The organism is Embleya sp. AB8 (genome assembly GCF_049739465.1).
Classification (GTDB): domain Bacteria; phylum Actinomycetota; class Actinomycetes; order Streptomycetales; family Streptomycetaceae; genus Embleya.
The window spans coordinates 145,390-155,723 of record NZ_JBMHHY010000028.1 but is presented as its reverse complement, the minus strand read 5'-3'; the positions used below and the strand labels follow the sequence as shown (position 1 = coordinate 155,723).

Here is a 10,334-nt window from a genome sequence, read left to right as displayed (position 1 = left end):
CAAACGCCGGCCAGGCTGAATGGCCTCAAACGCCGGCCAGGCTGAATGGCCTCAAACGCCGGCCAGGCTGAATGGCCTCAAACGCCGGCCAGGCTGAATGGCCTCAAACGCCGGCCAGGCTACCTACCCGGCCTCCGGCCGAGGTGGCCTCAAACGCCGGCCGGGCTGGATTTGGCTTGGCAGGCGTTGAAGGTTGCGACGCCGTCGACATCTGAAGTGTCGGTTCAGGACCATGCCGAGCACCTCCAGCCCGGCCGGCGCTTGAGGCCGCCTCGGCCGGAGGTCAGGCATTCCAGCCCGGCCGGCGTTTGAGGCCAAGTAGTCCGGCCGGCGCTTGAGGCCGCCTCGGCCGGAGGCCGGGCAGCTCGGCCGGGCCGGCGTTTGAGGCCAAAGAGCCCGGCCGGCGCATGAGGCCGGCCAAAAGCTCGTGCGCTCAGCGCCGCCGGAGGAGGACCACCGCGCGGTCGTCGCCGACATTGCGGCCCGCGGCGGCGACGATTCGGCGCGCGGCGTCCTTGAAGTCGTCCCTGACCAGGCGTTCCGCTTCGCCGAGGAAGCGGTCGATGCCGGTGGCGATGTCCTCGCCGGGGAGTTCGACCATGCCGTCGGTGAACAGCAGCAGTGCGTCGCCGGTGCCGAGGCGGCCCCGCACACCTTCGAAGGTGGCGTCCTCGAGGACGCCGAGCAGTGGGCCGACGGCCTCGATCACCTGCCATTGACCGCTCCCGGCCAGCCAGTGCACGCCCGGTGGGTGGCCGGCCGAGATCAGCTCGTAGTCGCCCGACTCCAGGTCCAGGACCACGTGTACCGCGGTCGCGAACCCCTCCGCCCACTCCTGGCGCAGCAGGTAGTCGTTCGCCGCCGGCAGGAACCCGTGCGGCGGCAACGACCCGAGCAGCCCGCCGAACGCGCCGGACAACATCAACGCCCGCGACCCCGCGGCCAACCCCTTGCCGGAGACGTCGACCAGCACCACCTCGAGCACCCGCCCACCGGCCGACCCGCGCGTGGCGACCAGGAAGTCACCCGAGAAGGACTGCCCACCCGCTGGCCGCAACACCACCTCGGTATGCCACTGCGGCGGCAACACCGGCATCTCCCCCTGCGCCCGCAACCGGTCCCGCAGGTCGAACAACATCGACTCGCCGCGCGTCCACTGCACACCCAGCCGGGTACGCATCCGCGCCATCAGCAGCACGATGCCCGCGATCGCCGCGACCACCAGGATGGTGCCGCCGGTGACCTCGTCGGGATCGTGCACCTGATATTGCGCGACCAGCACCCCGGCCGTCGCCGCGTAGAGCAGGAGCAGGCTCGGCATCCGCAACACCAGGCCGCCGATCAGGATCGGCACCACCGGCATCGTCGCCGGAAACCAGGCCGCGTTCACATCGGAGAGCAACCCGCACGCGGTGACCGAGGCCAGCAGCCCGGCCAGGGCGAAGCGGTCCGAGGGGAAGACTCGGTGGCGCAACCAGGACACGAGCCGCCGACCCCACCGGGCCGCGGTCGCGCGCCATCCGGTCCGGCCTACTCGATTTCCCCTGCTCGTCGGCGCGGCCACCCCGCGACACTACCGAACGGGAATCGACCGGAGGTTACCCCGAAGGCTGGCAGGTGGGACACCAGAACAGATTCCGGCCGACCAACTCGGCCGTGCGGACCGGGGTTTCACAGATCAGACAGGGCGCGTCGGTGCGCCGATAGACGTATACCTCGCCGCCGTGGTCGTCCTTGCGCGGCTCGCGACCCATCGCCTCGGGGGTGTGCTCGGGCCGCACCGTGTCGATCCGGCCCAGCCGTACGCCCTCGTGCATCAGCAGCACCAGGTCGGCCCAGATCGCGTCCCAGGTCGCCCGCTCCAGCCGCTTGCCCGGCAGTGTGGGGTCGACGCCGAACCGGAACAGCACCTCGGCCCGGTAGACGTTGCCCACCCCCGCGAGCACGTCCTGCTCCATCAGCAGTGCGCCGATCGGCTTGGCGCTGCGCCCGATCCGCCGCCAGGCCGCCACCGGGTCCGCGTCCGCGCGCAGCGGGTCGGGGCCCAGGCGCGCGTGTATCGCGTCCTTCTCGGCCCGGTCGAGCAGTCGGCAGGCGGTCGGCCCGCGCAGGTCCGCCCAGGCCGCGCCGCCCGGCACCTTCGCGGCCAGCCGCAGCCGGACCTGGCCGACCGGGTCGGGCAGTTGCTCGCCCGCGCCGAAGGTGAACTGGCCGTAGAGGCCCAGATGCACGTGGATCCAGCGCTCGCCGGGAAACTCCAGGAACAGATGTTTGCCGTGCGCGTCGGTGTCCACCAGCTTTTCGCCGTCGAGCAGCGCCGCGCTCTCCGCGAACCGCCCCTGCGGGCTGCTCAGCCGCAGCGACGACCCGCCGAACCGCTCCAGGTGATCGGTGGCGAGTCGGTGAATGGTGTGACCCTCGGGCACGCGGCCTCCAGCGCAGACGACGGATGCGGGAATCGACTCCCGCCAACGCTACCGACTCGCACCGACATGCCGACGCCCCCGACCGAACGAACCGATCGGGGGCGCCGCCGGGCGGGCCGCCGGACTACGGCAGGGCCGGCAGTTCGCCGGTGTTCTCGTACTTGGTGAGCATGTTGATCCGGCGGGTGTGCCGCTCGGCCTCGCTGTACGGGGTGTTCACGAAGACCTCGAGGAATTTCGTGGCGTCGTCGAGGGAATGCATGCGCGCGCCCATCGAGATCACGTTGGCGTTGTTGTGCTCGCGGGCCAGCGACGCGGTCTCCTCGCTCCACACCAGGGCGCAGCGCACGCCCTTGACCTTGTTCGCCGCGATCGCCTCGCCGTTGCCGGAGCCGCCGAGGACCACGCCCAGGCTGCCGGGGTCGGCCGCGACGCGCTCGCCGGCGCGCAGGCAGTAGACGGGGTAGTCGTAGGAGTCGGCCTGCACGGCCGGGCCGCAGTCGACGGCCTCGTGGCCATTGGCGTCGAGCCACGCGATGAGGTGCTGCTTGAGGTCGTAGCCGGCATGGTCGGAGCCGAGGTAAACGCGCATGGGGCGCAGTCTCTCAGGCCCGGTCCCGGACGTACCGTCAGGGCCGGTATCCACCCGGCGGCGTGTCCGGCGGCCCCGGCGGCCGAGGCGGCGCGGCGGGCGGCGGCCCGGCCGGGCGGATCGTGGCGGGCGCCTGGTAGGGAGCCTGGTACGGAGCCTGGTAGGGGGTCTGCGGCGGCGGCGCGGCGTAGTCGGGGGCGGCGTACCCGACGGGTGGGCCGTACCCGTTCGGCGGCGCATACCCGCCGCCACCGTCCACCGCCCGACGCGCGGACGCGTAGCCGGCGGCCACCGCGAGCCCCACGAGCCAGCCGGTCAGCAGCCCGAAGTGGGCCCCCGACGAGGTCCCGCGCAGCGCCGCCTCGAAGTCCGAATCGTTGTCCGTGGCCGAGTCGTGCGCGATCGCGAACACCATCAACGAGTGCAGCGCGCCGCCGAGCACCACGGAGAACCAGCCGAGCACGAACGCCGCGAACCCGCCCGCCCGTTCGCCCAGTCCCCGGGTACCGAGCGCGAGCACGACGGCGACCACGACGAGCAGCAGCGCGATGCCGACATAGCCGGAGGTGATCACCTTCCCGGTGACGTCGTCCGGGAACGTCTTCTCGAAGTCGCCCTTGTCCACGATCCACAGCGGATAGCACACGGCCCGCAACAGCACCTTGTACCACTTGGTGCTGTCGTCGCTCGGGTCGAACACCTCCTTGACCGTCCACTGGTTGCCCAGTCCGCCCACGAGGAGAAGGGCGACGATGGTCCCGCTGACGGTGCTGCGCCTGGTTGCCCCCGGTCTCATGACTCGAGGGTAGGCGCCTTCGTACCCGCCGCGCGGCATAAATTCGGACCCCGTCTCCCACGAACGGGGAAACGGGGTCCGGGTGTTGCCGAATTCGACGGTGGGTCAGCCGCGCCGGCCGACCAGCTTCCAGGCCGCGGGCAGCAGTGCCATCGCGAGCACGATCTTGACCGCGTCGCCGAAGAGGTAGTTCTGCATGCCGATCTCGTACGCCTTGGACATCGAGATGCCCAGGTCGTGCGCGAGGTAGGTGAGGCCGACCGCGTAGATCACCGCGTTGCCGAGCACCATCGTGCCGGCGGTGCGCAGCGGGCTGCGGTCCGTGCCGCGCTGGGCCAGCCAACCGGCGCTGGCCGCGGCGAGCACCATGCCGAGCACGTAGCCCAGGGTCGGGAACCCGGTCCCGGAGTGACCCTCGGCGAACCACGGCATGCCCGCCGCGCCCAGACCCAGGTAGAGCACCATCGCGGCGAGCCCACGCCAGGCGCCGAGCGCGCTGCCGGCGAGCAGCACGGCGAACGTCTGACCGGTGACCGGTACCGGCGAGCCGGGCACCGGCACGGAGAGCTGGGCGGCGAGGCCGACGAACGCGGACGCGCCGACCACCAGGGCCGCGTCGCGCACGGCGGCGCCGCGGAAGACTCGGGCCGGCACGAGGTCGGCCAGGACGGGGCGGCGCGCGTCGAGAAGGGCAGTACTCACAGCGGACTCCACACTCTTGTGTTGCGGGACCCTGTGAACTTAACCAATCGGACATCCGACGATCACAGTGGTGCCCGACAAGGTACGCAGCCGTACTTTGTCGGACACCACCGAAAGCACTCGACGAAAGGTCCCAACCGGGCCAAGAGCCCTCAGAGTTGCAGCGCCTTGACCTCCAGGTACTCCTCCAGGCCGTAGCGGCCCAGTTCGCGCCCGTTGCCGGACTGCTTGTACCCGCCGAACGGCGCGATCGGGTTGAACGCGCCGCCGTTGATCTCCACCTGTCCGGTGCGCAGCTTGCGGGCGAACGCCACCGCCGCCTCCGAGGTCGGCCCCCACACCCCGCCGGCCAGGCCGTAGGGGGTGTCGTTGGCGATCCGCTCGGCCTCCTCCTCGGTGTCGTAGGCCAGGATCGACAACACCGGGCCGAAGATCTCCTCGCGCGCGATGGTCATCTCGGGCGTCACGTCGGTGAACACCGTGGGCCGCACGTGGTAGCCGACCTCGACGCCCTCGGGCAGGTCCGCGCCGCCGGTCGCCAGCGTCGCGCCCTCCTCGACGCCCTTGGCGATGTAGCCGCGCACCCGCTCGAATTGGGTCGCGTTGACCAGCGGGCCGAGCTTGCCGGCCATGGCGTCGGCCGCCTCGACGGCCACCTCGACCGCGCGCGGCAGGTCGTCGCGGTGCACCAGCATGCGGGTGAGCGCGCTGCACGTCTGGCCGCTGTTGCGGTACGCGCCGCCGACGCCCGCGCGCACCGCCTGGTCCAGGTCGGCGCCGGGCAGGATCACGTTGGCCGACTTGCCGCCCAGCTCCAGCGCGACCCGCTTGACCGTCGCGGACGCGAGCTCGGACACCCGGGTGCCGGCCCGGGTCGAGCCGGTGAACGAGACCATGTCCACGTCCGGGTGGGTCGCGATCGCCTCGCCGACCACCGGACCGGTGCCGGAGACCAGGTTCACCACGCCGGGCGGGAAACCCGCGTCGTGCAGGATCGCGAAGAACAGGTGCGCGGCCTGCGGGGCCACCTCGCTGGCCTTGACCACCACCGTGCAGCCCGCGATCAGCGCCGGGCCGAGCTTGTTGGTGATCTGGTGCAGCGGGTAGTTCCACGGCGTGATCGCGCCGACCACGCCGACCGGCTCGCGCACCACGAGCGAGGAGCCGATCCGCTCCTCCCACGGGAACTCGTCGGCGAGCGCAACGAAGCTGCCGAGCACGGTCAGCGGCAGGCCCACCTGCACCCGCTCGGCCAGGACCGGCGGTGCGCCCATGTCCTCGGTGATCACCGCGGCCAGTTCGGCCGAGCGCTCGGCGAGCAGGTCCCGCGCCTTGGTCAGGAGCGCGGCCCGCTCGGCCGGCGCCGTCGCGGCCCAGCCGGGGAACGCGCGCCTGGCCGCGGCCACCGCCCGGTCCACGTCGGCGGGCGTGCACTGCGGCACGGTCGCCACGACCCGCTCGGTATTGGGGTCGACGACGTCGATGGTCTCGGTCGACGAGGGCGCCGTCCACGCGCCGTCGATGTAGATGGTGTCGTAAGCCTTGCTCATGCCGCCGGACTCCTCGCCGTTCGCCACTGGGGACGTACCCGAGCGTACGGCGACCCGTGTCGGCGCTACAGAGGCAGCCCGCCGGGGCTCAACCGCGCGGCCCGTTCGACGTCCACACCAGTTCCTCGCTCCGCCCGGTGACCGCGAACTCGCGGGCCAGCCCCACCTCGTGCAGTCGCGCGAGCGGCGTGAAGGACACCCCGTACTCGGCCTCGCCCTTGTCGAAACCCCAGTCCTTGTACACCTCGACCCGGTACACCAGCCGCACGTCCGGCAGCACGGCCGAGCCGGGGATCGCCTCGGCGCCCGGCAACACCTCGAGCCGGCCGGTGATCCGGTATTGCAGCCCGCGCATCGCCAACCACCAGTCGGTGTCGTCGGCCCGCCGGATCAGCACCCCGTGCCAGTGCGTCGTGGTCTCGAAGACCCGCTCCGCACCGTCGCTGTCGTGCCACCGGATCGCCGCGAGCGCCCACCACTCCTCGAAGTGGGTGAGCGCCGCGCGGCGAAACGGCTTGGCCCGCAGCGGCTGGGCCGGGTCGATCACCAGCGGCGCGCCGCGCCCCATCAGGTAGTGGTGCAGCGAGGCCGCCCCCGTGCGCAGTCCCACCCACCGCCACAGCGGCACGACCGCGCGCAGCCCGAAGGCGAGCGCACGGTCGCGCAGGCGCGGCATGCGGGATGCGTAGGGGGCGTTGCCGTTGGGCGTGCGCGGATCCGGCCGCCCGGTACGGGAGGTGTGGATCACGCTGCTCTGGCGTTCCGGAGCCGTCATTTATCCAGATTAATTAGCTTTGCTTCACTTCGTAGCCGATCCCGTGTCCGCACCGGCCGGTTTCATCCGGTCAGTCGAAGATCGGTCCTTGGTCCCGGGTGCGCTTGATCTCGAAGAAGCCCGGGGTGCCCGCGACCAGCAGCACGCCGTCCCAGAGCTTGCCCGCGTCCTCGCCCTTGGGCGCCGGCGTCACCACCGGGCCGAAGAACGACACACCGTTGACGCTGATCACCGGGGTGCCGACGTCCATCCCGACCCGGTCCATGCCGTCGTGGTGCGACTTGATCAGCGCCTCGTCGTACTCGGTCGTGTCCGCCGCGTCGGCAAGCTCGGTGGGCAGCCCGGCCTCGGTCAGCGCGGCCTCGATCACCTCGCGGGTGAACTCCTGGCCGCCCGGGTGCCTGCGGTTGCCCAGCGCGGTGTAGAGCGGCAGCAGTACCTCGTTGCCGAATCGCTGCTCGGCGGCGATGCACACCCGCACCGGACCCCAGCCGCGCTCCAGCATCTCGCGGTACGCCTCCGGTATGTCGTCCCGGCCGCTGTTGAGCACGGACAGGCTCATCACGTGCCACTGCACGTCCACGGGGCGGATCCGCTCCACCTCGAGCATCCAGCGCGAGGTCATCCACGCCCACGGACACAGCGGGTCGAACCAGAAGTGCGCGATGTCGCGGGCGGATCCGTCTGCCTTGGTGGTCACTGCGGGTTCCTCTCGATCCTGAAGCCTGGTTCGCGATGCCTGCTGTGCAACCCGCGAGCACGGCCCGCCATTCCTGCACCGCGCACGGCGGCCGACGAACCCACCCGAGAACCGGGATCCCATGCCCGCCTCCGCCGTGAAAGGATCGCCCGGACCGCAGCCAACCAGGGAGTGATCCAGTGCCCGGCAGGAATCTGACCCGCGAGGAGGCCCGCACGCGGGCCCGGATCCTGAGCGTCGAGGACTACGACGTCAGGCTCGATGTCACCACCGACAGCACGGAGACGTTCCGCTCCGAGACGACGATTCGTTTCGGCTGCCGAGAGGCGGGTGCCGCCACCTTCGTGGACCTGCTCGCCCCGGAAGTACACGAGGTCGAACTCAACGGCCGCCCGCTCGACCCGGCGAAGGTCTTCGACGGCACCCGGGTGGCGCTGGACGACCTGCTCGAGGGCGGCAACGAACTGCGCGTGCTCGCGTCGTGCGCGTACAGCCGCACCGGCGAGGGCCTGCACCGCTTCGTCGACCCGGTCGACGATCGGGTCTACCTCTACACCCAGTACGAACCGGCCGACTCGCGCCGGGTGTTCGCGAACTTCGAACAGCCCGACCTCAAGGCCTCGTTCCGCTTCTCGGTGACCGCGCCGGCGGACTGGCGAGTGGTGTCCAACTCGACCACGCCCGACCCGGTACCGGTGCGCGAGGGGGTCGCCCGCTGGGACTTCGCGCCGACCCCGCGCATCTCCACCTACCTGACCGCCGTCGTGGCCGGCCCCTACCACGCGGTCTTCGACAGCTACACGAGCGCGGCGGGCCTGGTCGTCCCGCTCGGCGGGTTCTGCCGAGCGTCCCTGGCCGAGTGGTTCGACCACGAGGAGATCTTCGAGGTCACCAAGCAGGGCCTGGACCTGTTCCACGACCGGTTCGGCTTCCCGTATCCGTTCGGCAAGTACGACCAGCTCTTCGTGCCCGAGTACAACCTCGGCGCGATGGAGAACCCGGGCGCGGTCACCTTCACCGAGGAGTACGTCTTCCGCTCCAAGGTCACCGACTCGGCGCACGAGGGCCGCGCCAACGTGCTCCTGCACGAGATGGCACACATGTGGTTCGGCGACCTGGTCACCCCGCGCTGGTGGGACGACCTGTGGCTGAAGGAGTCCTTCGCGGACTTCATGGGCTCCTACGCGCAGGGCGCGGCCACCCGCTGGACCGACCACTGGACCACCTTCGCCGCCCGCCGCAAGGACTGGGCGTATCGCCAGGACCAGTTGCCCACCACCCACCCGATCGTGGCGGTGATCGACGACCTGGAGGACGCCAAGCTCAACTTCGACGGCATCACCTACGCCAAGGGCGCCTCGGTGCTCAAGCAACTGGTCGCCTACGTCGGCGAGGACGAGTTCTTCGCGGGCGCCCGCTCGTACTTCCAAAAGCACGCGTGGGGCAACACCACCCTCGCCGACTTCCTGACCGCCCTGGAGGAGACCTCCGGGCGCGACCTGAAGTCCTGGTCGGCGGACTGGCTGGAGACCTCGGGGGTGAACACCCTGCGACCTGCGATCGAGACCGACGCGAACGGCGTGATCACCTCGTTCGCGGTGCTCCAGGAGGCGTCCGCGGAATTCCCGACGCTGCGCCCGCACCGGATCGCGATCGGCCTCTACGCCGGCGCGGACCGGGTCGCCCGGGTCGAGGTGGACGTGGTCGGGGCGCGCACCGAGGTACCCGAGCTGGTCGGCCGGGCCCGCACCCCGCTGATCCTGCTCAACGACGACGACCTCACCTACGCGAAGGTGCGCTTCGACGCCGAGTCGTGGCAGAGCGTGCTCGACTCGCTCGGCGAGCTGGACTCCTCGCTCGCGCGCGCCCTGTGCTGGGGCGCGGCGTGGGACATGACCCGCGACGGCGAGTTGTCCGCGCGCGACTACCTGGCCCTGGTGTTGCGGCACGCGGGCCGGGAGAGCGACGTGGGGGTCGTGCAAAAGCTCCAGACCCAGGTCAAGACCGGCCTGGACCGCTACACCGACCCGGCGTTTCGGGCCGAGGGCCTGCGGCTGCTCGCGGCCGGCGCGCGGACCGAGCTGCGGGCCGCGCCGGCCGGCGGCGACCACCAGCTCGCCTGGGCCCGCTGCCTGACCACGGCCGCCCCGACGGCGGACGAACTCGCCTTCCTGGGCGAGCTGTTGACCGGTGCGCAGCAGGTCGCCGGGCTGGTCGTGGACACCGAACTGCGCTGGGCGATATTGCGCGCGCTGTGCGCGGGCGGGATCGCCGACGAGCCGGAGATCGCCGCCGAGCTGGAGCGCGACGGCACCGCGGCGGGCCGGCGGCACGCCATCGAGTGCCGGGCCGCGCGGCCCACGCCCGAGGCCAAGGCCGAGGCCTGGCATCTGGTGGTGGACACCGACGAGTTGCCCAACGCGATGCTCGGCGCGGTGATCGCGGGCTTCGCCACCGCCGGCCAGGAGGAGCTGACCGAGGCGTACACCGACCGCTACTTCGCCGCGCTCGCGCCGGTGTGGCGGGAGCGCTCGATCGAGATCGCCCGCCGGGTCGTGGTCGGCCTGTACCCCTCGGGTCGGGTCGACGCCGACACGCTGCGCCGCACCGACGACTGGCTGGCCGCCACCGAGCCGGTCCCGGCGTTGCGCCGGCTGGTCCTGGAATGCCGCGACGACGTGGCCCGCGCCCTCCGGGCCCGCGGGCGCGACCGGCGCAACTGAAGTCCCTCGCGGACCCCGCCGCCATCGCGGGCGGGGTCCGCTCCCGTCGGCCGCCCACCCTCGGCGGCGC

9 protein-coding genes are annotated in these 10,334 nt (G+C 71.6%); 1 reads left to right on the top strand and 8 read right to left on the bottom strand.

All coding sequences use genetic code 11. From position 1 onward, the window contains the following. Positions 1 to 433 precede the first annotated feature (433 nt). From ABIA38_RS35025 to ABIA38_RS34990, 8 genes are all read right to left on the bottom strand, one after another. Positions 434 to 1,483 carry a PP2C family protein-serine/threonine phosphatase gene (locus tag ABIA38_RS35025; protein ID WP_424642966.1) on the bottom strand — a complete coding sequence of 350 codons (1,050 nt, stop codon included), beginning with the start codon at positions 1,481 to 1,483 and terminating at the stop codon, positions 434 to 436. A gap of 115 nt (positions 1,484 to 1,598) precedes the next feature. Next, positions 1,599 to 2,426, bottom strand: coding sequence for an Fpg/Nei family DNA glycosylase (locus tag ABIA38_RS35020; protein ID WP_424642965.1), 828 nt, complete (start codon positions 2,424 to 2,426; stop codon positions 1,599 to 1,601). A gap of 124 nt (positions 2,427 to 2,550) precedes the next feature. Further along, the gene (locus ABIA38_RS35015; protein WP_424642964.1) at positions 2,551 to 3,018 is read right to left on the bottom strand and encodes a ribose-5-phosphate isomerase; all 468 of its coding nucleotides are present in this window, start codon (positions 3,016 to 3,018) and stop codon (positions 2,551 to 2,553) included. A gap of 37 nt (positions 3,019 to 3,055) precedes the next feature. Continuing rightward, complete coding sequence (locus ABIA38_RS35010; protein ID WP_424642963.1) at positions 3,056 to 3,814, bottom strand: hypothetical protein; 759 nt, start codon at positions 3,812 to 3,814, stop codon at positions 3,056 to 3,058. A 105-nt stretch (positions 3,815 to 3,919) separates the two neighbouring features. Beyond that, entirely contained in the window at positions 3,920 to 4,516 is a 597-nt protein-coding gene (locus ABIA38_RS35005) for a biotin transporter BioY (protein ID WP_424642962.1), read from the bottom strand. Positions 4,517 to 4,668: 152 nt separating this feature from the next. Beyond that, positions 4,669 to 6,066, bottom strand: coding sequence for an aldehyde dehydrogenase family protein (locus ABIA38_RS35000; RefSeq protein ID WP_424642961.1), 1,398 nt, complete (start codon positions 6,064 to 6,066; stop codon positions 4,669 to 4,671). 88 nt (positions 6,067 to 6,154) lie between these two features. Continuing rightward, on the bottom strand, positions 6,155 to 6,841 hold the full coding sequence (locus tag ABIA38_RS34995) for a hypothetical protein (RefSeq protein WP_424642960.1): 687 nt from the start codon (positions 6,839 to 6,841) through the stop codon (positions 6,155 to 6,157). A 70-nt stretch (positions 6,842 to 6,911) separates the two neighbouring features. Next, complete coding sequence (locus ABIA38_RS34990; protein ID WP_424642959.1) at positions 6,912 to 7,541, bottom strand: disulfide bond formation protein DsbA; 630 nt, start codon at positions 7,539 to 7,541, stop codon at positions 6,912 to 6,914. Positions 7,542 to 7,720: 179 nt separating this feature from the next. Here ABIA38_RS34990 and pepN point away from each other — a divergent pair, with 179 nt between their 5' ends. Beyond that, on the top strand, positions 7,721 to 10,264 hold the full coding sequence (gene pepN, locus ABIA38_RS34985) for an aminopeptidase N (protein WP_424642958.1): 2,544 nt from the start codon (positions 7,721 to 7,723) through the stop codon (positions 10,262 to 10,264). Positions 10,265 to 10,334 lie beyond the last annotated feature (70 nt).